The sequence below is a fragment of the Streptomyces sp. NPDC006435 genome, from assembly GCF_040612315.1.
Classification (GTDB): domain Bacteria; phylum Actinomycetota; class Actinomycetes; order Streptomycetales; family Streptomycetaceae; genus Streptomyces.
In genome coordinates this window covers 23,939-45,138 of record NZ_JBEXPY010000044.1, presented here as the reverse complement: position 1 = coordinate 45,138, position 21,200 = coordinate 23,939, and the positions used below count along the sequence as shown (strand labels likewise).

The 21,200-nt window shown below is 68.0% G+C and carries 15 protein-coding genes and 5 pseudogenes; 14 read left to right on the top strand and 6 right to left on the bottom strand.

What is annotated here, in order from left to right; genetic code table 11:
* Positions 1-20: 20 nt before the first annotated feature.
* From ABZZ04_RS31625 to ABZZ04_RS31610, 4 genes are all read left to right on the top strand, one after another.
* Positions 21-827, top strand: coding sequence for a hypothetical protein (locus ABZZ04_RS31625; RefSeq protein ID WP_356935656.1), 807 nt, complete (start codon positions 21-23; stop codon positions 825-827).
* Positions 828-1,470: 643 nt separating this feature from the next.
* The gene (locus ABZZ04_RS31620; RefSeq protein ID WP_356935655.1) at positions 1,471-1,965 is read left to right on the top strand and encodes a GNAT family N-acetyltransferase; all 495 of its coding nucleotides are present in this window, start codon (positions 1,471-1,473) and stop codon (positions 1,963-1,965) included.
* A 200-nt stretch (positions 1,966-2,165) separates the two neighbouring features.
* Positions 2,166-2,570, top strand: a complete 405-nt coding sequence (locus ABZZ04_RS31615) for a hypothetical protein (RefSeq protein ID WP_356935654.1) — start codon at positions 2,166-2,168, stop codon at positions 2,568-2,570.
* Between the two features lie 126 nt (positions 2,571-2,696).
* Positions 2,697-3,098, top strand: coding sequence for a histidine phosphatase family protein (locus ABZZ04_RS31610; protein WP_356935653.1), 402 nt, complete (start codon positions 2,697-2,699; stop codon positions 3,096-3,098).
* Positions 3,099-3,130: 32 nt separating this feature from the next.
* On the opposite strand, the gene metG is transcribed toward ABZZ04_RS31610, so the two are convergent.
* On the bottom strand, positions 3,131-4,855 hold the full coding sequence (gene metG / locus ABZZ04_RS31605; protein WP_356935652.1) for a methionine--tRNA ligase: 1,725 nt from the start codon (positions 4,853-4,855) through the stop codon (positions 3,131-3,133).
* A gap of 1,875 nt (positions 4,856-6,730) precedes the next feature.
* Here metG and ABZZ04_RS31600 point away from each other — a divergent pair.
* The 3 genes from ABZZ04_RS31600 (at position 6,731) to ABZZ04_RS31590 (ending at position 9,401) form a co-directional block, all read left to right on the top strand.
* Positions 6,731-7,384, top strand: coding sequence for a hypothetical protein (locus ABZZ04_RS31600; protein ID WP_356935651.1), 654 nt, complete (start codon positions 6,731-6,733; stop codon positions 7,382-7,384).
* The gene (locus ABZZ04_RS31595; protein ID WP_356935650.1) at positions 7,371-8,012 is read left to right on the top strand and encodes a hypothetical protein; all 642 of its coding nucleotides are present in this window, start codon (positions 7,371-7,373) and stop codon (positions 8,010-8,012) included. The genes ABZZ04_RS31600 and ABZZ04_RS31595 overlap by 14 nt, the downstream gene beginning before the upstream one ends.
* Positions 8,013-8,318: 306 nt before the next feature.
* On the top strand, positions 8,319-9,401 hold the full coding sequence (locus ABZZ04_RS31590; RefSeq protein WP_356935672.1) for a protein kinase family protein: 1,083 nt from the start codon (positions 8,319-8,321) through the stop codon (positions 9,399-9,401).
* A gap of 207 nt (positions 9,402-9,608) precedes the next feature.
* On the opposite strand, the pseudogene ABZZ04_RS31585 reads toward ABZZ04_RS31590, so the two are convergent.
* Positions 9,609-10,370 (bottom strand): annotated as a pseudogene (locus tag ABZZ04_RS31585) (transposase family protein); the annotation flags it as partial.
* Between the two features lie 456 nt (positions 10,371-10,826).
* Between ABZZ04_RS31585 and ABZZ04_RS31580 the strand changes: the two are divergent.
* The 3 genes from ABZZ04_RS31580 (at position 10,827) to ABZZ04_RS31570 (ending at position 12,576) form a co-directional block, all read left to right on the top strand.
* Positions 10,827-11,186 carry a hypothetical protein gene (locus tag ABZZ04_RS31580; protein ID WP_356935649.1) on the top strand — a complete coding sequence of 120 codons (360 nt, stop codon included), beginning with the start codon at positions 10,827-10,829 and terminating at the stop codon, positions 11,184-11,186.
* A 191-nt stretch (positions 11,187-11,377) separates the two neighbouring features.
* The gene (locus ABZZ04_RS31575) at positions 11,378-11,941 is read left to right on the top strand and encodes a hypothetical protein (protein WP_356935648.1); all 564 of its coding nucleotides are present in this window, start codon (positions 11,378-11,380) and stop codon (positions 11,939-11,941) included.
* Complete coding sequence (locus ABZZ04_RS31570) at positions 11,938-12,576, top strand: chloramphenicol phosphotransferase (protein ID WP_356935647.1); 639 nt, start codon at positions 11,938-11,940, stop codon at positions 12,574-12,576. Before ABZZ04_RS31575 ends, ABZZ04_RS31570 begins: the two co-directional genes overlap by 4 nt.
* A 103-nt stretch (positions 12,577-12,679) precedes the next feature.
* Here ABZZ04_RS31570 and ABZZ04_RS31565 read toward each other — a convergent pair whose 3' ends face one another.
* Together ABZZ04_RS31565 and ABZZ04_RS31560 are read right to left on the bottom strand one after the other, a co-directional pair.
* A complete protein-coding gene (locus ABZZ04_RS31565) occupies positions 12,680-13,462 on the bottom strand; it encodes an IS5 family transposase (protein ID WP_356935646.1) in 783 nt (260 codons plus the stop codon).
* Positions 13,463-13,994: 532 nt separating this feature from the next.
* Positions 13,995-15,005, bottom strand: a pseudogene (locus ABZZ04_RS31560) (IS110 family transposase); the annotation flags it as partial.
* 213 nt (positions 15,006-15,218) lie between these two features.
* On the opposite strand from ABZZ04_RS31560, the pseudogene ABZZ04_RS31555 reads away from it, so the two are divergent.
* The 4 genes and pseudogenes from ABZZ04_RS31555 to ABZZ04_RS31540 form a co-directional block, all read left to right on the top strand.
* Positions 15,219-16,076: pseudogene (locus tag ABZZ04_RS31555) on the top strand (IS4 family transposase); the annotation flags it as partial.
* Between the two features lie 31 nt (positions 16,077-16,107).
* Positions 16,108-16,383, top strand: a complete 276-nt coding sequence (locus tag ABZZ04_RS31550; RefSeq protein WP_356935671.1) for a transposase — start codon at positions 16,108-16,110, stop codon at positions 16,381-16,383.
* Positions 16,384-17,313: 930 nt separating this feature from the next.
* Positions 17,314-17,668, top strand: a pseudogene (locus tag ABZZ04_RS31545) (hypothetical protein).
* 532 nt (positions 17,669-18,200) lie between these two features.
* Positions 18,201-19,904, top strand: coding sequence for an endo-1,4-beta-xylanase (locus ABZZ04_RS31540; RefSeq protein ID WP_356935645.1), 1,704 nt, complete (start codon positions 18,201-18,203; stop codon positions 19,902-19,904).
* 142 nt (positions 19,905-20,046) lie between these two features.
* Here ABZZ04_RS31540 and ABZZ04_RS31535 read toward each other — a convergent pair whose 3' ends face one another.
* Both ABZZ04_RS31535 and ABZZ04_RS31530 read right to left on the bottom strand, forming a co-directional pair.
* Entirely contained in the window at positions 20,047-20,316 is a 270-nt protein-coding gene (locus tag ABZZ04_RS31535; RefSeq protein WP_356935644.1) for a hypothetical protein, read from the bottom strand.
* Positions 20,313-21,129: pseudogene (locus ABZZ04_RS31530) on the bottom strand (IS5 family transposase). Before ABZZ04_RS31530 ends, ABZZ04_RS31535 begins: the two are co-directional and overlap by 4 nt.
* Between the last annotated feature and the right edge of the window lie 71 nt (positions 21,130-21,200).

Below are 21,200 nucleotides of genomic sequence, written 5' to 3'. Positions count from 1 at the left end.
AAGCGGAACCGAAGTAGGACATGGACGCAAGTGACCCGACCCTCATCATGGGACTGCACGGGGTATTTCGCCGGCACCCGTGGATCGCCGGCATCCTTGCCGAGAACGACCTGGCGGACGAGGACGCCTTCAGTCTTGCCGTGACCAGGGCGGAAGCCTACGGCTGGAGCAGCACTCACCTGGGCCGCGGTCCGCTGGACGGCTGCCGGTGGGGACACAACGATGCGGGGGAGGACTGGACGGAGGACGGCCTTGTCCGCCAGCTGGTCTGGATGCAGGTCGCGGTACAAGAACAACTGCACGGACAGCGACTTCCCCTTCTGCCAGTGGCCACCGTCCTCAGCGATGCACTGCACCACATGGGCGTGTACACGCTCACCGGGGTTCACGCGATCGTGCCCCTGCACCTGCCCACGGACGACGACCTCGCCTACCTGTCCCAGGCCGCGGACTGGGTGGCCACTTCGGGGCCAGGACCGGCGGCCGACTGTGTCATCACCATCGCGGCCCGGGAATCAGCCGGTCTGTCGAACCGGGCACGGCAAGTCGACGTACAGCTCCTCGAACACTCCTACGGGCGCCTGTCCATCCACCCCGGCGAACCCGCCCCACCGACACACGGGCTGGCTCGATCACTTGCCGGGGAAGTACAGGCCGAGGGCATGCAGAACGTGGCATCGATCCCCTGCTCCCTGCCGCTCTGGTCGCTCGATAGCGCCACCTGGGCGGCCGAGGTCATCGCCACCGCACTGCGCGACATCGGCGTGACGGAACCAGTGCTCCTGACCATCTCCAGAAATGGCATCGAGCCGGCGTGGAAAGAATGAACCGGACCACAAACGCACTTGGCCAGGAGCGACCGGAGGCCGGCCCCGAAACCGGCTCGGAGCCGACAGGCGGCACACACCCGCGCACGTTGCCCGGGGCGGTCCCACGCGACGTGCGAGCGGAGCGCGGGACCACCAAACCCTGCCGCCCTGTCGGAGTCGGGCAGAAGCACCATGGAAGACACTTCTGTTATCCCGCTCCCGCTGCAGCGCACCAGAGTGATGACAGCGCAGGCCACCACACGCACCTCCATATCGCGCCTGACCCCGCCACACCGCTCACCACGCAGTGCCGTACGGCGGGGCCGCGGTGCATGCTGCAGAGTTGCCAGTCCTTGTCCACGCCGTCGAGTGACTCGCTTCGCCTGCCGTGCCGTCACCCTGCCCGAGCCCGCGGGCATGGCGCCCCTGGCCCTCGCTGCCGAACCGCACCGGCTGTCCTCGCCGCCAACTCGCATGCCGGTGCGCCCGCTCCTGACCCGGTACCCGGCTTCGTCGTTGCATTCGTTCCGCCGACTGCCGTGTCAGTCCGCCCGGCTCAGGCGATGACTCCGACGTCTTCAGCACCGGGCCGGTACCCGCCCCGGTGCTCATGGGCTCGACCCGCCTCACCGGGCGGCCGTCGCGAAGGAACTGACCCCACATGGTGGACCTGCGGGCCCTGAGCCCCGACGACGCACCAGCCCTCACCCGCATCTACAGCGGCGCCTCCATCCGGTACACCACCGGCAAACCCCTCACCCCCGACCAAGCCCACGAAAAGATTCGCACCTCCCTTGCCAGAGCCGCCGAGAACCCCCGGATGCAGTGGAGTTGGTGCATCCTCAGAGAATCCCGGACGATCGGCCTGATCTCTCTGCGCCGCCGAACTCCCTCCACGGGCACCATCAGCTACATCCTTTGCGAGGACTGCTGGGGAAGGGGCTACGCCACCCAGGCCGTCACCCAGGTCATCCCTGTCGCCTTCACCGGCGCAGGTCTGAACCGGCTGGAGGCCATGCACCACCCCGAGAACCCCGCCTCCGGCCGCGTCCTGACGAAAGCCGGATTCACCCGCGTCGGTACAGCCGACCGAAACACCAGGCACGGCCCGGCCATCCCTTACGAACTGTACAAACTGGAGAACACCAGCAGATGAGACGACAAAGCGCGCAGTTGGCCCGCACCGACGCCATACCGAACGGAATACCTTGACCCCGAACTGCTGCTGGCCGCACCGCCGCAGGAACGCCAGCCGCGACCGCGTAGGCGTTTGAGCTGCCCAGACCGTTCCCGCGGCAGCCTCCCGGTACACCAGACGTCGGCGGTCCGCCTGGGCGAGGGCACCGAGGGAAGACGATGCTCGCCGGTCCGTCGAACTGCACCCCCTTTGAGACGGAGGCACGACACACTGGTCGAGTGATTTCCTGGCTGCACCGCCGCTGGTTCGGGCTCCGGTCCCGTCCGCACCGCGACTTCGACAGCACCGACCCCACCGCGAAACGGACCGCCCGAATCATCTGGACATTGCTGACCGGAGCAACCTGCCTGGTGCTGGGCCGCACAATCACCTGGGCATCTCGGACCGTGGGCGCATCCTCAGAACTGACGACCAGGCTCGGTGTGTGGATCCTGCTCTCCGTGTTCACCGTCGCGCTGGTCGCGGTCACTGCTGGACCGGGCCGTACCCGTCGGCCGGCACCGGTCACGCTCGTCCTCGTGACCGGCTTCATCCTGCTGATGACGTTGTCCGGGCCGTCCTGAACGGCCTTGCCGAGGATTCCAGGAAAACTGATGGGAAACGTCGCCAGAGACCATTGTTCTGGCCTTCCGCATCACCAAAGCCCCGGGGCCAGGGGTCCGCGTAGGGTCGACCGACCGGACCACTCCGTGCCGTTGCTCGGCCCGTCGTGCCGGAACCGGGGCAGTCGCAGGGCCGAGGCCGAGACCAGAGGATTCGCCGCCGAGGCCGTGCGCCACGGTGTGCCGGTCCACCGGCTCCGAACGCCGGGTGGCGAGTCGTCGGAGGACGTCCAGGCCCGCTACGTGGGCCTCTGGGGCAAGGTCTGCTCCGGGGTGCGGCAGCCCACCCTCCTCGTCGGGCACGGTGGGGGCGTCGCCTGCCTGTTGCTGTGGCTCACCGGAAGCGGATTCGACCGGTACCTCCAGCATGTGCCCGGGTCCGCCGGGGTCACGTGCGTGGAGATCGGCGGCCCGGCTCCGCGCGTGCGGCCCATGAACGTCTCGCCCGCGGACCTGCCCGTCCTCCTCAACGCCCGTACCGCCCGATGAGAGTCGGGACGGTACGGGAGCGGGGATGCCCGTCAGGCTTCCGGGGCGCCGCCGAAGCGCTCACGGTAGGACTCCAGGTCCTCCTCCGTGATCTTCGCGAAGAGCACCGGCGGCACCGTGAACGCGGTACCGGCCGGGACGGTGTCCAGGGACTTGGCCTGCTCGGCGGTCACCCAGGTCGCGGTGTCGTTCTCCAGATCGAAGGCCCCGCGCATGGCGGCGGCCGACGTCGGGATGAACGGCTCGGAGACGACCGCGTACAGGTGGATCAGGTTCATCGCGGTACGGAGGGTCAGTGCGGCGCCGTCGGCGTCGGTCTTGATTTCCAGCCAGGGGGCCTTCTCCTCCAGGTAGGAGTTGCCCGCGGACCACAGCGCACGCAGGGCGGCGGCGGCCTTGCGGAACTGGAGCACCTCCATGTGCTCCTCGTACTCTCCGAGCAGTCGTGCGATCTCCTCGCCCAGCTTCGCCTCCGCTTCGCCGGTGGCGTGCCCGGCCGGGACCTCGTCGCCGAACCGCTTGCGGGAGAAGGACAGCACGCGGTTGACGAAGTTGCCGAGGGTGTCGGCCAGGTCCTTGTTCACCGTGGCAGTGAAGTGCTCCCACGTGAAGGAGGAGTCGTCCGACTCGGGGGCGTTGGCGATCAGGAAGTAGCGCCAGTAGTCGCCGGGGAGGATCTCCAGGGCGGCGTCGGTGAAGACGCCGCGCTTCTGGGAGGTGGAGAACTTGCCGCCGTAGAACGTCAGCCAGTTGAAGCCCTTGACGACGTCGACCTTCTTCCACGGTTCGCGCACGCCGAGCTCGGTGGCCGGGAACATCACCGTGTGGAACGGGACGTTGTCCTTGGCCATGAACTGCGTGTACCGGACGGTGTCGTCGGCCTCGTACCACCACGACTTCCAGTCGCGGGTCTCACCGTCGCCGGCGGTATCCGCCCACTCCTTCGTCGCGCCGATGTACTCGATCGGGGCGTCGAACCAGACGTAGAAGACCTTGCCCTCGGCCGCGAGCCCCGGCCAGGTGTCGGCCGGGACGGGGACTCCCCAGTCGAGGTCACGGGTGATGGCGCGGTCGTTCAGACCCTCGGTCAGCCACTTGCGGGCGATGGACGTGGACAGGTGCGGCCACTCGCCGCTGACGGTGGCGATCCACTCCTCGACCTCGTGCTGGAGCTTGGACTGCAGCAGGAAGAGGTGCTTGGTCTCGCGGACCTCCAGGTCCGTGGAGCCGCTGATCGCCGAGCGCGGGTTGATCAGGTCGGTCGGGTCGAGCACACGGGTGCAGTTCTCGCACTGGTCGCCGCGGGCCTTGTCGTAGCCGCAGTGCGGGCAGGTGCCCTCGACGTACCGGTCCGGCAGGAAGCGGCCGTCGACCGGCGAGTACACCTGACGGATCGCTCGCTCCTCGATGAAGCCGTTCTCGTTCAGCTTGCGCGCGAAGTGCTGGGTGATCTCGACGTTCTGCTGCGAGGAACTGCGCCCGAAGTGGTCGAAGGCCAGCTCGAATCCGTCGTACACGGCCTTCTGCGCGTCGTGCGCCTGCGTACAGAACTCGGCGACCGTCAGCCCGGCCTCCTTGGCTGCCAGCTCGGCCGGCGTGCCGTGCTCGTCGGTGGCGCAGATGTAGAGGACGTCGTGACCACGCTGGCGGAGGTACCGGGAGTACACGTCCGCCGGAAGCATCGACCCGACCATGTTGCCCAGGTGCTTGATCCCGTTGATGTAGGGAAGCGCGCTGGTTACCAGGTGTCGAGCCATCCTTGGATGCTCCATTTCGTACGTACGGCGCCGGTGGCGCTGCCACGGCGGGCCCAGGTCGGGAGGCCGCAGCCGACGCGGTCATTCCGATCGCGCGCCATCGTCACGCACGGTGACGAAACGGGGCTGCAAGCCGTCGCCATCGTATCGAACCGGGGGTGGGGTCAGCCGGTGGGTTTTCGCGCCGCACACCGCCGCGCCCGAAAAGCACTCGGCCGTCCGGGACAGGCGGCCAAGCGAGTCCCGGACGGCCGAGGCGTTCCCCATCCTACGGCTACCGCCCACGGCGGATCTCGCGCCGCGAGTACGCCCCCAACCCCCATTCCGAACCACAGCGAGGAGGTGGACCGCATGATCAGGAACCGCGAGCCCCGTCGACTCCGCGTCGTCGTGGGGCAGGGATACGCCGGGGGCCGCTCGCGGTGCGAGCCGCGACGCAGGATGCCCGCCGCCTCTCGGTACACGTGCTGACAGCCGAGGCCGCTGCACGCTGGCCAGACCTCCCCGGCACCACAGCCTTCGTCCACGTTCGAGGAAACCGACGGGCTCGCGGCCCGCGCGCTGTGGCTGTCTGCGCTCCTGCGAGGTCTGCCCAGCAAGGGCTGGGATGCCAACAATGATCACGCCTTCGCATTGGCAACTCACCCTGAAGAGATCGCGGGGATGTGCTGTGCGGCGTGCGAAACCTTCGATTGGCTAGGAGCGGCACATCAAAGTTTCCTGTCAAAGTCAATTTTGACGCCTCCTCGTTCGAGAGGGGAGGGGTGTTCCGGTGCGGACGCCAGGAATGGGATATTCACAAACGCTATTTAGCCGTTCGGGTGTGAAGATCGCGGTGGGACGTCGTGGCGGCCGTAGTTTCGTCACGCTGTTGTCCGTGCTCAGGAGTCGGAAGGTCACGGCCTCCTCTGGCGGAGGCGCCGTCATGCCGCGGTGAGGCGCTCGGCGAACAGATCGCCGAGTTGCCGGGGTCCGCTGGTTCATGGACGTGTCGCCGGCCGCGGGAGTGTGTCCCTGGCCAACGGCTGATGCCGCTGAAAGGGCTTTTCCTGCATGCCTCTGAAGACCGCACTCCGCCGAACACCGCTCATAGCGGTGGCCGGAGCTCTCGTGATCACCGACTTCACCGCGGGGCCCCGCCCCGGCCGCCGCGCCGCAGGGCGCTGACGGGATGCGTTCCGTCGTTGCCTTCGGTGCCACTGGTGTCTCCGCCCAGAAGGCCAAGACCAGCTGCACACGGACTTGTGGCAGTACCAGCGAGCCGTCCGTGCTCACGGTGACCGACACGCGGGGCAAAGCCCGCGGTCGGATGACCGGCGCAGCGACCCAGTCGGAGAAGCCGAACTCCAAGTCGCGCAACTGGAAACGCCAAGCAGAACAGCAAGGCAGGAACCCGGCTCAACCAGTGCTACGGAAACAACCGGATCATGGAAGGTGACGGCTTCTTCGTGAAGGCGAAGTAGCCCCCACAGGAACCAACCCCGCAGACCCTGGCGCCGGAAGGCCGCCAAACTGCCACCACCGCCACGTAGGCTCTGCCCGAACCAAGCTGAAGGGCGGCCGCGATGCCCCACGCGTCTCAGTCCATGACGCTCTTCGTGGAAAACGGCCGGTTCGAGATCGACCCCACCGAACCGGACACAGACGAAAGCCCCGACACCCAGCCGCCGCTCGGCGAGCCGGCCAACGGGCTCATCGCGGCCACCAACAACGCCGCCGCCATCCACACCGGCATCAAAAAAGGGCAACGTCCACCTCGACACCTGCCTCTTCGACACCGAACCCGCCCTCGACCCCGACACCTGGGACGAGGCGATCGACACCACCCTCACCTCCACCACCGGCTACGCCCGCATCGGCTCCTACGAGCACGCCATGGACCTCAACATCGCCCACCAGGGTCCGGGAACCCACCGGCTGCGCCTGCACGCCAAGGGCCGCGACTCCCAACCCGGAGCCAGCCGACGCCGCAACTCCAAGCCCAGCGCCGAGCACTACCTGTTCCACATCTGGCCCGCCCCGGCCGCTCCCGAGACCGTACACAAGGCCACCGACACCGTCGGCCACACACTGCGCACCCGGCTCGCGACAATGGCCGAGCGGGGCGCGAAGTGGTCCCTGGACGACTGGGTCGGCCCCCTCACCGTGAACATCACCGACGGGACGTTCTCCCTGCAGGCCCCAGACGCGCAGACGAGGCCGCAGCCCACTGGCCTCATCCCCACCGAGAAGGACTGGGCCCCGATCTCCACCACGGCATCGACCGGCACCGTCACGGTCACCCTGCACCCCGCCGACCGCGACCCGGGGCCCGATCCGCTGTCATGGGACGAGATCGCCGAAGCCGTCGTCCGCTCCACCACCGCCACCTGGTCCTGTGCACAGCCGACGGCCCCACCAAGGACCACGAGGAAACGGCCCTGCACGGCTCCCGCCAGTACGGCATCCGCGTCCACACCCGCCGCACAGCCGACGGCGAAGACTACCTCGTCCAGACATGGATGCACGGAAAGAAGTGGCCAACCATGACCCGACCGCTCGGCCCCTGGCCCGTCCGTGTCGACGAAGGACAGTTCTACATCGCCCCGAGAGCACCCACGCCAAGGGCCTGGACAAACGTATGGAACGCGCACCGGACCACGCCTGCAAGAACGCAGGCCTGATCGGATCCTCCGAGGACACCGCGTGCGTACTGGCCGGCATCAACTGCGGCACCATCATGCTCTCCGTCCTCCGGACCGACACCGACCCGGGCCCGGACCCCGCACCATGGGACGAGACCGAGGAAACCGACCTCACCTCATCAACCGGCGACTTCCGCTACAGCGCCCTCATGGGCAACACCGGCGAAGACCCGCAGGAGCCGTACGAAACCAACCTCGCCCACGCAGGACCCGGCACCCACCGACTACGCCTGCACACCCGGGGACGGGACACCAACCCCGACGGCGTGCAGGACGACGACGAACCGATCGCGGAACACTACCTGCTCCAGGTCTGGCCGAAGCGCACACCGTGGAAACTGGAGCAGCCCCGGTCCGCCGGCAGATGTTCGGCAGCGCCTTCCGAAAGGGATCGACAGATCAAGGACGGTGAAGGGACGAACACGTACTTTGCGCGCCCGGTCCGCCCCGGAGCCCGTGCGCGACCCACGTAAGGAGAAGGCCGCAGGCGTTCAGCTGATCGAACGGACCAACTCCCTCGCAGCCACTCCCGCGGGTACCGCTCTCATTTCACGAAGCAGAGCACCTGCTCAGCCTCTTGGACGCAGTGCAATCCTCCGTCACCCGACCGGCGGCTCGACCAGCATCGCGGAGTGGCCCGCCTTGACGGTGAACGCGCCCCGGACCCAACTTCGGTCACTGTCCGGTCGTTTATGAGAATGGCTGACCCTTTCAGCGTACGGTCGGTGCCGTACGTCGAGGATTGCCGAAGCCCTGGTACGGGCACCGAGGAGCTGTCGATGCTGGACCGGGATGTGCTGCGCGCCGCGCGCCTGGCTGCTTACGGGGCCGTGAGCACTCGGCTCTCCTTGCTGAGCGACCACCGGCTCGAGGAGGTCGTGGCAGCCGCTATCCCGCTCGGGTCGGGCATCGGCGGCAGGTCGGCAGAGCTGGACATCAACGGAACGCGCGTCTTCGTCAAGCGGATTCCTTTGACAGACACCGAATTGCGCCCGGAGAACATGCGGTCGACGGCGAACGTCTTCGAACTGCCGATGTTCTACCAGTACGGGGTGGGCTCGGCCGGGTTCGGCGCCTGGCGGGAGCTTGCCGTGCACACCATGACCACGAACTGGGTTCTCGGCGACGAGCATGCGGGATTCCCCCTGATGTACCACTGGCGGGTTCTGCCTGATTTCCCTCCCGAAGGATTCACCGACGAGTTCGGGGGCCTGGAGGGAGCCGTTTCCCACTGGGAGGGATCACCCGCCGTTCGCTCCCGGCTGGAGGCCATCGGCCAGTCCTCGTGCAGTCTGGTGGTCTTCTTGGAGCACGTGCCGCACACACTCGCCGGATGGCTGGCCGACCACCGGAAACCCACTGTTCCGGAAGGCGGGGACGGCTCGCCCTTCCGCTGGGTGGAGGAAGCTCTGATGAGCGGAGCTGCCTTCATGAGTTCTCGCGGACTTGTCCACTTCGATGCTCACTTCGACAACATCCTGACCGATGGCCGCCAGCTTTACTTCGCCGACTTCGGACTTGCCCTGAGCTCCCGCTTCGACCTTGCGGCGGACGAGTCCAACTTTCTCACGGACCACCTCGCGTACGACCGCTGCTACACGGCGAGCCACCTGCTCCAGTACCACTTGCTCGACGGCGTGCGCGGTGACACGGAGCGCGAAGTCTTCCTGCACGACTGGATCGCGGGCCGGCGCCCTGGCGGCATCCCGCCCGAGATCACGGCCATCATCGACCGGCACGCACGCCCTACCGTCGTTGTGAACTCCTTCTTCCGCCACCTGTTCACCGAGAGCAAGCAGACGCCGTTCCCGGCCGCCGAAATCGAGCGGCAGTTGGGCGCCGGTGCCACAACCCCGACCTGATCCATGCCCTCGCCTCGGTTGCCACGGGTCGCTGTCCACCGACGGACCTCTGGTGCACTTTCTGGGGTTCCTGCCACCCCGGCGCAGCGAGCTGCCGCTGTCCACGCCCACCAGCAGGCCGCGATGCCCAAGGAGCACCTAAAGGTTGTTGCAGAAGGGTGGGTGTGGGCAGGCCGGGATGGCGTTCGGCCTGCTGGTCCAGCGGGTCATGGCGAGGTTGTGCATGGTGGCGACGGCTTGGACGGCATGGTGAAGGCCGTCTCCTTTCTGGCGGCAGTCGCGGAGGATTTTCCAGTTCTTCATGCGGGCGAAGGTGTGCTCGACGCGGGCGCGGACGCGTCGGTGTTCGGCGTTGTCCTCCTCCTGACCGCGTAGGGGTGGGCGTCCGGCTCTTCTGCGGTGCGGGACGATCAACCCGGTTCCCAGGCAGGCGCCGTCCGCGATGACCGTTGTCCCGGCAGCGGCGGCGGCCAGGTCCGATTCCCGCCAGGCGTGTGCCTCGGCCTTGTTTCCGAGGACGGGGCGGGCTGAGGCGATCACCGGGCGGCTGTCCGCATCGATGATGACCTGCACATTCGCTGAGAACCGATAGTTGCGGGAGGACGTGGCGAACCTGCGGTCGCGGACCGGGGGCCGGGGTTCCGCCCACGATCCACAACCGTTCAACATCCGCGACGGGCCGCGGCGCCGGCTCCAGCGCGAGAAGCGGCCGCAGGCGATGAATGACCCGGCAGACGGTGGCCGCGGAGCAGCCGAACAGCGGGGCGAGCTGGCGCATCGTGAGATTGGTCCGGTAGTAGACGGCCACCAGGAGGACCCGGTCCGCCAGCGGCAGGCACCACGGGCGCCCTCCACCGGGACCGTTTCCTCCCCGCTCCCGCACTGCCTTCACCAACTTCTCGAACCGGCCCATTCGCAAGCCGGTGGACGTCTCCCCCACAACGGCTCAGCCCGCAACACCCCACCCATACAAGAGGAACGCCCCATCCTGGACGTTCTGCAACAACCTTTAGCCGACTGGGTACTCCTCCACGCCGGGGAGGCGAAGCCGGCCCCGCCCTGCTGCACGATCCGCTGGTCGCCACCGCGATCCGCGGCCGCGAGCTCCATCGCGGCGCGGTCATCGGCGTCGCCCAGCTCACCGACTGCCACTCCGACCAGGGCCCCAAGCACTGCGCTGGCCCCTGGGCGCAGCGCAACGTTTACCACCTGGCCCTCGACGACGTCCACGAACTGCCGCTTCCCGTGCCTGGAGCTGATGAGGTGCCCGTCAGGGCGTGGCGCTGGCAGGGACGAGTCGGGTGCATCCGGCGAACTGGTCAGTAAGTGCGGTTGATGGGGCGGTGGTTCACGCATGTCGTTACTCTCCAGGGCATGACATCCCAAGGGCGTAGTGCCGGAACTGTCTTGTGCATCGTCGTGGCCATGATCAGCATGATCACGGCGGTGATCCTGTCGGCGGTCGCGTTGGACGCGGCCTCCAAGGTGGCTGATGAGCCACTGGGTGACGCCGGCAGCGCGAGGACTCTTTACGCGGACTCCAACTGCCGTGCTGATCGCGACGCCGCACCCACTCAGGCGGACATGAAGTGCCTCTTCGAGTACCAGTCGGCCAATCAACAGGGTGCGGCGCTCTGGGAAAGGGAGACTGCAGCACGGCAGGCCGACATCCAGGCGAAGGGCGACTTGGCGATCGTCTTCGGTCTGCTCGGCGTGACCTTCGCGGTCTGCGCCGTGGTGTCCAACAGGGGCCGCCGGGCCGGGCCGCAAACCACCGCGATATGAGGCGGCCCTGCGACTGCCCCGGCGTAGTGGGGCAGTCGCAGGCGGGCTACGTGGGTCTGGGGGGTGCCCCTATGTCTTTGAAGGCGTTGTTGTACCGAACTTGATGGACGTGTTTCCCCAAGTCAGGCATGACGTCGAGGACGGCGAGGGAGGCTCGGGCTGACGTTTTGTCTAGTCTGTGGAGGTGCGAGATGGCGTCGGTCGTGGGGTTGCTGGAGGACCGCGAGCTAGCCGCGCGGGTTCGCGTGGAGGGACTGCAGGAGGAAGCGGACCGGGTACTGGCCGAGCTCGCCCAGGCGGAGACGGACTGGCAGGAGTGGCTGATCGCCCGGCAGCGCGTGGACGAGGTCTTGTCTGCGCCGCGGCGCTCGGAGACCGGCGTAGTCGGCCCCGTCTCGGTCGAGAACTCGTGTGTGCTGAAGCCGGAGGTGGCGGCCGAGGTGCCGTCCGTTGGGACGCCCGCGACGGGTGCTGCGCGTGCAGGTTCGATCGTGCCGGTGTGGCGGCCCGCGCTGACTGTGGATGTGCTTGCGGTGGACTACCAGCAGATCCTTGCCGCCCTGGCGGAACGCCGCACGAAAGAGGATGGGGTGATGACGTGCCAGGAGATCGCCGTCGTACTCGGGCTGGAGCTGTGCCCGGCCAGCGTGGAAGGGGTACGGTCGAAGATGAAGCGGCTCGCGGACCGCGGCTGGGCAGCCGAGCCGGCCCCCGGCCGGTTCACCCTTGCCGACGGGCCATCCTGCGGCTCATGAGCACCGAGACAAGGGATTCTTGTATGGATGGCAAGCCCCCACTGTGCGTCGTGATCACCGGGCCTTCCGCCGCCGGGAAGTCGACGTTGGCAGCCGCCATCCAGGAGCACGCCCGTGAGCCCCTGTTGCGTTTCGGAGTGGACGAGCTTTACCGCATGGTTCCCGGGCAGTGGGCCGGTGGCGTTGCAAATGCCCGATTCGCAGAACGCGGTTTCACCTACCAGGATGTCCCGTCCATGCCTGGGGCGCGCCGGATCGACAATGGTGTCGACGCCGTCGCCATGCTCCTTGCGATGAACGCGGGGATCGTGGGAATTCTCGGCGCTGGCGTCGGTGTGATCGTCGACGGTCAGGCGTTCGAGCCTGTCGTCAACACGGACCTCGAAGGCCGACTCCAGGACTTGCGTGCACGGGGGCTGGCCCGGGTTGCCTTCATCGAGCTCTCGGTCACCGACGAGCCGCTGGCTGACCGGCAGCGCCGCCATGCTCATCCGGTCGGCCTCTCTCGGCATCAGAACAGCCTGCCCAAGCAGGCCACCAAACCCGACCTCGTCGTCGAGACGAGCGGTATGCCGGCCGCTGAGGTGGCCTCGTTCGTGTGCCGTTGGCTCGAAGAGGAGTATCTGGAGGCGTGACCGCGGGCTTACCGGCCACACCTTGTCTCCGATCGGTGCAGATCACAACCTGATCAGGCATGATCTGCTCTGTGAACGCGACAACGTCCGGCCCCGGGCCGGTTCACGCTCGCCGATGGGCCAGCCTGCGGCTCATGAGTATGGTCATCGACCACAGGACCATTCGCTCGTGGACGGCGGGCAGCGTCTCGTAGTCGCGTACCAGCCGACGCAAGCGGAACAACCACGCGAACGTCCGCTCCACGCACCAGCGCCTCGGCAGCACCACGAATCCCGATACGTCGTCCGAGCGTTTGACGATCTGCATGGTGAGCTGGAGCTTCTCCTTCGCCCAGACGACCAGGCGGCCCGCGTAGCCGCCGTCGGCCCACACCAGCATGAGCTTCCTGTGGCGGTCCCGCACGCGCTTCAACAGCGGCGCCGCCGCGTGGCGGTCCTGGACGCTCGCGGTGGTCACCATGACCGCGAGCAGCAGGCCGCGGCAGTCCACCACGATGTGGCGCTTGCGCCCCGGCACTTTCTTTCCCGCGTCGTATCCCCTTGAGGACGCGGGCACGGTGGCCGCGGCCCGTACCGACTGCGAGTCGATGATGGCGGCGGTCGGCTCCGGATCGCGGCCAGCCTCCTCGCGCACCAGGCCGCGCAGCCGGTCGTGCAGTTCGGCCAGCAGCCCCTGCGCGCCCCAGCGCCTGGCGAACGCGTAGACGCGGTCCCACGCAGGGAAGTCGCCCGGCATGGCCCGCCACGTGATCCCGCCGGCGACCAGGTAGCGCACGGCATCCAACATCTGGCGGTGGCAGTAGCTCTCCGGCTGGCCGCCCTTGCCGTTCATCCACGCCGGTACCGGCATCGCGTCCCGCACGACCACCCACTCCGCGTCCGACATGTCCGAGGGATACCGGGGCTCGCGGTCCGGATGGTCGTTTGCGTTCCCAAATCGGTGAGCGAGGCAATCACATGACCGAGCAACCGAGTTGGACTGTACCGGCACGAACCCGCAAGACTGCGACACGAGGGCCCCCTGTTCAGGTCGCTCGGACTTCGACAATCCCGAGCTGGACAGAAGGCCCCGCCTTCATACATATCGGATCCGAAGATCACGCGGCCGAGTCACCACACTCGAACTGGCGCCTAACAAGGTCGGTACGACAACGGCTTCTGACTGCAAACCATCGGGTGGCTTCAAGCTAACGGGACATCAACGGGGGTTCACACAATTCACCCGTCCAGTCTTTCCCTCACCTGTGGCTCCTCGATGGCCGAGGCGCTCTTGGGTTTGAACGCTCAGCTTCACACCCCGCCGTTGCCGGTGACGCATGTGAGCGCGGGAACGGATCTTGGACACTGATCCGGGGACCAGCTCTCCTCTCCTTCCTCCGTGGCTGTTCCCACTTGTCGTGAGCGACTTCGTGTCGCACTTTGAGCTGTTTGTTTCCTCTCCTGGAGGGCTGTTCGCCGCGGATGGAGGAGCCCGAGCTCCGGGTTGCCGGGGCGAGTCCGGCGTAGGCGGCGAGGTGTCCGGCGGTCGGGAAGGTGCTGCCTTCGCCGACCTCGATCAGGATCCGGGCTCCGGTCCTGACGCCGACGCCGGGCATCGACGTCAGGACCTTCGAAAGAGGGTGGGAGCCCAGCAGTTCCTCGATCCGCCCGGCCGGCAGTTTGCGCTGGTCAAGCACGGCGGCCAGCGAGGCGGCCAGGCTCGGGACGATCAGCGCGGCCGCCTCGGTCCCCGCAACGGTGACGGTCTGCTCGTCCAGGGCGGCGAAGATCTCCTCGACCAGCCGCTCGGCCATCCGCGGTGCCTTCGGCCGCAGCAGGGTGACCAGCCGCCGGCGGCCGGCCTTGCGGATCTGGGCCGGCGACCCGAACCGTTCCAGCAGCGTGAGGACGGCCGGGTGCTGCAACCGCGGCCCCAGGACCCGCTCCAGCGAGGGATGGATCTGGGGCAGCAGGCCGTGCAGCCGGTTCGCGACCCTCGTTGCCTCCCCGGCCAGGTCGTCGTCGAATCCGGCGATCATCTCCAGCTCGGCGATCGTCTCGTCCTCGCCGTCGATGGCCCGCAGCGTGTGCGGCATCGCGCGGGCCGCGTCCGCGATGATGAACGCGTCCTTCGCGTCCGTCTTCGCCTCACCGGGATAGGGGTCGGCGATCCGGCGCATCGTCAGGCCGGGCAGGTAGGCGACCGGGCAGCCCATGTCCCTGGCGACGGCCAGCGGCAGGGCGCCGATCGAGGCCGGCTGGTCGACCACGACCAGCACTGTCCCGTGCTTGGCCTGCAGCTTGGCGAACAGCTCGCGGAGCTTGGGCTCGGTGTTGGGCAGCCGCTTGTCGAACGCCTTCTTGCCGGCCGGTGTGACGGCGGTGGCGTGGTGTTCGCCCTTGCCGACGTCCAGGTCGAGGAAGGCGTCGATGTCACTCGTGTCGATCACGTGCAGGCCCCTCCATCACGCTTTCGTCCGGCCTTGCCTCGGCACCGAGCTGCCACATCCACGTTACGGAGAGCTCTTCCGGCCTTGGGTGAAGCCGGTGCTCAAGCCCCTCATCAGCGGTCCGTCGATGCCTCCGGACCCGGTGACACCGCCCCCCCGGATCATCAACAACAATGCCGTTGCTTTTGGGACTGGTAGGGCGTTGGGCTATTTGTGTTGGTGTTGCGTCTGGAGCGGCTGGGGTTGGGGATCTTGACCCGGTCCTGTCCGCCTGAGTTGGTGGACCGGGTCGTTGCCGAGGTGGGATGCGCGGAGAAACGTCGTCGCCTGCTGCCTGCCCGGTTCACGGTGTACTTCGTCCTCGCGTTATGTCTGTTCCCGCGTGTCGACTACCTCGAAGTCCTGCGGCTGTTGAAGGCGGGTGAACGAGGGCTGAGGCCGTGGTCGGGCGTGAACAAGTCGTCCCTTACCAGGGCCGGGCAGAGACTGGGCTGGACAGTGATGCGCGACCTTTTCCGTGCGATGACGCGACCACTGGGACAAGGTCCCGAGCTGTTCCAAGGTCTGCGTGTCCTGGCTGTCGATGGGATGCTGCTGGCGGTGCCCGACTCGGTCGGTAACCGGGAAGCGTTCGGTAAATGCGGTTCCCAGCGGAGCCCCATGGGTTATCCGATGGCGAGGATGGTCGCTGTGGCGGAATGTTCCTCGTACGCGGTCCTGGACGCGGTGATCCGTGGTTGGAAGGACTCCGAGCGGATCGTGTCCGACGAACTGGAGCGGCATGTCGGCGACGGCACATTGCTGCTGGCCGATCGCGGATTCTGGGGCCTGGCCCGCTGGCACCGGCTTCGTGACCGCGGCGCCCACCTGCTGTGGCGGACGGATCGACGGATCGCTCGCAGGGTCGAAGACGTCCTGGCGGACGGAAGTTATCTCGCCCGGATCGAGGCGAACAAGCACAGCAAAGCGGCCGGGACCGTCAGAGCCCCGCCGGCCCTGGTCCGGGTGGTCGAGTACCGGATCGACGGCCAGGCCGAGGTGATCCGGCTGATCACCAGTCTGATGGACACACGAGAAGTACCCCGCTGCCGAACTTGCCGCACTGTACGCACGACGATGGGAGATCGAGCTCGTCTTCGACGAGATCAAGACCCACCAACGCGACAGACCCGTCCTCCGCTCGCACACCCCCGACGGCGTCCGCCAAGAGATCTTCGCCCACCTGATCGTCCACCACGCCCCCCGGGACCTGCTTGACGAGGCCTCCCGCATCGCGCAGTGCCCGGCGGAGCGGACCTCGTTCACCCGGGCCCTGAACCTCGTCCGCCGGTCGGTGATCGCACCGACCGGCTTTTCCCCCCTCGGCACGCAGCCGTGACCGCCATCTCGGCGTCGCCGAGATCACCGAGGCCTTGCTGCCCCGACGACGGTCACGAGACTGCCCGCGGAAACTCAAATCGTGCATCACCCCGTTTGGCAGCAAGGCCTCTGATGAACCTGCCAGCCAGCGCCGGTCAGCCGTCACCATCGCCCTGAACCACAGATGGCAGTAGCCCCAAAAGCAACGGCATTGTCATGAACAACAAGGGGGGAAGTCATGCCGGACCCGAAGGCCGGAGGCCCCATTGCGGAGCCACGAAGACGGTAACGGGGGGAGAGACCCGACCGCCCGCTTCCGCAGGTGCGGACACGGCAGCGGGCCGCTGCACCCCGGCGACCAGAAGGGCGTCGCGGAGTTCACCGCCTTGCTCGCTGCCCGCCAGCGACCGCCCCTACCAACCCGGCCTGGACGAGACGATCGTGCAGGCAGCCGTCGACGACTACACCCGCCCGGCCGGCCGACGGATGATGACCGCCGACCTGCGCGCCCTGTACCCGAACGACACCGAGGACCAGGCCGTGCTGCGCCCGCTGACCCGCAACCACACGGCGGCCCCGTACGAGCGGGCCCGTCTCGCCGCCGGCGCCCCGGCCGCCCGGGTCAACGCAGCGCGGCGCGCGGAGCGTCTGGGCTCCCGCCCCGGTCGCACGCCGTTGCCGTGCCTGCCGCCTCGAGGCCGCACCCGCGGCCGTTCCGCACCGGCCCCGAAGGCCGGCCGTCTCCTGGAGCCGGAGACCGGCGTCGGCGTCGACACGGTGGAGCAGACCCGCCGGACCCTTGAAGCCGCCGCGAAGCCGGCCGCCAAGCTCCAGGACGGTGTTCGCGAGCGCGCCGTCGCCCACGGCCCCAGCCACAGCCCGCCCCGGCCACAGCCCCGCAGCCCGGTACCCGGCCCACACCGGTCCGGACCACAGGAGGAGGAGTTGCGTGAGTACCCCGGAAGAACAGCCCAGCCTCGACGACGCACTCGCACGCACTCGCACGCGCCCGTGCGGCCCGCGCGAGGATGGCCGCCGAGCTCGACGAGGACCAGGAGCCCGATGAGCTCCTGGGGTGGCAGCCGGTCTGGAAGCGCCCCCGGACACCGAACCAAGGCCTCGAAGAAACAGGAGCTGCGCAAGCAGCGGCGGCTCCAGGACGCCGGTGAACGCCGTCTCGCCGTCTCGCCGCCGCGCAGTCGCGCCGGCCCCGCTCCCGGCAGAACCGGATCGGCAACGCGGCCGCGCGCCGCGATGCCCGTGCCCTGTCCCGGGTGCGGCACTCCAACGCCTGGCTGTGGTGACGATGCCGGGGCATCGCCACTGAGTGGAGTCCACCCGGTGGGCTCCACTCGGTGGGCTCCACCGAGTGGACTCGACTCCGGTGCGCCGGACGACGATGGACTCCACCGTGGTGCGCGCCACCGCGCCCGGCACCGCACCACCCGGCGATGTTCGGTGTTCTCGCGCGCGTCGGTGCGCCGCACCCGATGGTCCGCACCGCACCAGTTCGCACGCGGCCGGCGATCCGCTGTCCGGGTGCGGACGGGCGCGCGACCCCCTTGTCGGGCTCCGCTACCCCCTTGTCCAGTTCTGCTATCGCGACGTTTCTCCTGGACAGCGCCGGTACTGCGGTACGCCTGTCGGGCCCGGGCGTACCGGGACACTCTTGCCGCGGACTGCATGGGCCCGCACGAGCTGGGACGTGCCACACAGGGCCGCCGTACCTCATGTGTGATGAACTATGGCCCGGTTTCCAGACGTTGATCTCGTCTCGGCAAGAAAGTGGGAGGGACCGTGAACCTTGGCGGGGGGACGTGGCAGCGGCTGACCGCCGTGGCGCTCGTCCTGGCGGTGGCGGCCGGGTGTACGGGTCAGGGCGAAGGGCCGGAAGGCGGGAACGACAAAGACCTGCTGCGGAACCACGACTGGACGCAGATGCCGGGCACCACCGCGCGGAACGACGTCCTGCGGGTCAGCGCATCGGATCGGCACATCGTGGAGCAGGACTCCTCCGGCGGCCAGCCCAATCCCCCGCTGAACCTGGCCGGCCCGCATCTGAGGTCCGATGGCGACTTCACCGTCACCGCACGGATGTCCGGTGTGGGCGACGATGGCGGCGACTCATGGCTGCGGCTGTACGGACGGGTACCGGTCATCTATGACGAGTGGCGGCAGGAGCGGCCCTCACTCCGCGTCGGTGTGACCGCCGACGGACAAGTGAAGGTACAGATATGGGACGGCGAGGGCGACGAGCCGGCCACCTCCAAGGTTTTCGACTGCGGCTGCTCCGGGACGGTGACGCTCGCCGTGTCGAGCATCGGTGACACCTTCCGCGTGAAAGTCGACGGGCGGCGGCTGGGAACCGTGCAGGACCCGGGGGTGTTCGCCGAGGGCACTGTCTGGTTCGGTCTGGAGGCGGACGCGGGCGAAGACGAGCGCCGCGAGGGATGGCGTCTGACGCAGCTGATCGCGCGGGCAGAGAGCGGTGACTCGCTCCGCGTGGTCAACGCGCCGCAGCTACGCCAGGAGCAGTCCGACGACTCGCTGCGTGCGCGGGCCGCAGACGTGGGGCGGCCGTTCGACGTCGGTGCCGCCCTAGCCGAGAACCCGCTGCTCACCGACTCCCGCTACCGGGCGCTCGCGGGGAGTCAGTTCTCCATGCTCACTCCGGAGAACGCGTTCAAGCCACAGTTCCTCCACCCGCGCCGGGGCGTCTACGATTTTCGCGACGCGGACCTGCTCGTACGCTTCGCCCGCGCAAACGACATGAAGGTTCATGCGCACACCCTCGTCTGGCACGAGGCTCTGCCCAACTGGATGCGGGAGAACGACGATCCCGAGGAGGTGCGTCGGACCATGCTCCGGCACATCGCCACGGTCGCCGGTCACTTCAAGGGGAAGGTCGCGGAATGGGATGTGGTCAACGAGCCCATGTCCGACGACAAGGAGAGCTACACCAACGGAGATCTTGGTCTGCGCTCCGAGCAGAGCCCGTGGTTCGAGGCCATGGGCGAGGAGTACATCGACGAGGCGTTCAGGGCCGCCCACCGGGCCGATCCGAAGGCACGGCTGTTCCTCAACGAGTACGGGGTCGAGGAGGAAGGCGAGCGGTGGGACGCCCTTTACGATCTGGTCAAGCGGCTCAAGGAACGGGGTGTACCGATCGACGGCGTGGGTTTCCAGAACCATGAGTACGCACCCGGCGACCGCATCGACCCGGAGACCTTCCGCAGCCATGTGCGGGATCTGGCGGAGCTCGGGGTCCAGGCGCGGGTGTCGGAGATGGACGTCCCCATAGGCGAGAACGAGGAGGACGGGCGGGAGATCCAGGCCGACGAGATGGTGGGCAAGCTGCGGGTCTGCCTGGAGGAGCCGAACTGCACATCGTTTTCCACGTGGGGATTCACCGACCGGTACGGTTCCACCGCCGACACCAAGATCTATCCTCCGCGCACGGCCGATTCCCTGCCGTGGGACGCGGCCCTGCGGCCGAAGCTGGCGTACGAGCGCCTGCTCGAGGCCTTTGACGAGGCGTGAGGCATCAGTGGGCGGTTCGTGAGGTGATATCCGTTTCCGGGTGAGGGTTGTGTCAGGGGTGCTGGTCGTGGCGGTGACTATTGCTTCCTGGTGAAGCTGCCCGTGTCGGCTTCGATGAGGACGCCGAGTTCGACCAGGCGCTTCAGCTTGGCCCGTAGTGGTCCGGTCGCCGTGTTGAACACGGTGAGGATGCGGGCGTAGTCCGGATGCTCGGGCAGTTCCGGCGGGAGGCGGGGAACCGGTCGGCGAGGCCGGTGACCGTCTTGCGGGTGATCGCGATGTGCTCGAGGTGTATCTCGGCCTTCCGCAGCCGGGTCTGCAGGTTGTCGACCTGCGCGCGGAGGGCGTTGGCCTGGGTCCGGGCGGCCTCCTCCTGGACGTCCAGTGCCTCCAGGAGCGGCTTGATGTTCACGCGGCCGTCGCCGCTTCGCGCCAGGTGGGGGTGTTCGCGCCGGTGAGGGGTCGGACCATTGCATGGGTCATCGCCCAGTAGACGCGGGAGGACGAGGAGGAAGGGCGGTGTTCGTAGTCACGGACCAGACGCCGGTGCAGTATCAGGATCCCGTAGGTCTGCTCGACCCTCCACCGCTTCGGCTGCGGGACGAACCCTTTGTGCTGCGGGTTGCGTTGGACGATCTCCACGTCGATGCCGGGGCCGGCTCCGTGCGTGACGACCTGGGTCTTGAAGCCCTGGTCGACCAGAGCCTTGCGGACGGTGCCGCCGGCGTGCTCGGCAACCTCGCTCAGCAGGGCGATGCCCGCGGTGTTGTCGTGGACGTTCGCAGCGAGGACGACGACTGCGATGACCAGGCCGAGGACGTCCACGGCCAGGCCACGCTTGCGGCCCGGCACTCGCTTGGCCGGATCGTGGCCCGTTGTGGCGGCGGGGACCCCGGCGGCCGCGTGGACACTCTGCGTGTCCAGCACCACCAGGGTCGGGTCCTCTGATCGTCGGGCGCGTTCGCGGACCTGGCCGCGCAGGAGCTCGTGGACGACCTGGTCGGTTCCGTCGTCCCGCCAGGCGGCGAAGCAGTAGTACGTCGCGCTCTTTTGCGGCAGCCAGTTCGCCCCTGGTAGAGGATCGCGTTCATGATCTCCCGCATGTCGTAGGCGCCCTGGTGACCGCTGACCGAGCGGTGCCGGCCTTCCACGCGATGATCACCGGCTCAATCAGGGTCCACTGCTCGTCCGATAAGTCACTCGGATACGGCTTGCGTTCACTCACCCGGCCGGCCCACCAGACCACAGCCCTCGGACCGGAAGAATCTGATCCACACCCACACCCACACCCACGCC